Annotated in this window: 1 pseudogene; it reads right to left on the reverse strand. The window is 71.4% G+C overall.

Features of this window, described 5'->3' with window-relative positions:
* Positions 1-217, reverse strand: a pseudogene (locus BN358_RS26355) (hypothetical protein); the annotation flags it as partial.

A 217-nucleotide genomic window follows, 5' to 3' on the forward strand; every position in this document is an offset into this window, starting at 1 on the left:
GGTCACCTTGAAGCACAGGTAAGCCGGCGCCCCGGCGGCGGTGGACGTCGCTCCCTTGGCCAGGCTGATCGTGCTGGCGCCGCTGACCGAGGTGACGGCGGTACCGGAGGCCACGACCGTCGTGCCGGTGGTGCTCGCCGTGCAGCCCGCGGCCGACGTCTGCAGGAGCTCGTAGGTCAGGTTGGACACGTCGCCGGTGTTGGTCGTTGCGGCCAGG

Source organism: Sedimentibacter sp. B4 (assembly GCF_000309315.1).
Classification (GTDB): domain Bacteria; phylum Bacillota; class Clostridia; order Tissierellales; family Sedimentibacteraceae; genus Sedimentibacter; species Sedimentibacter saalensis.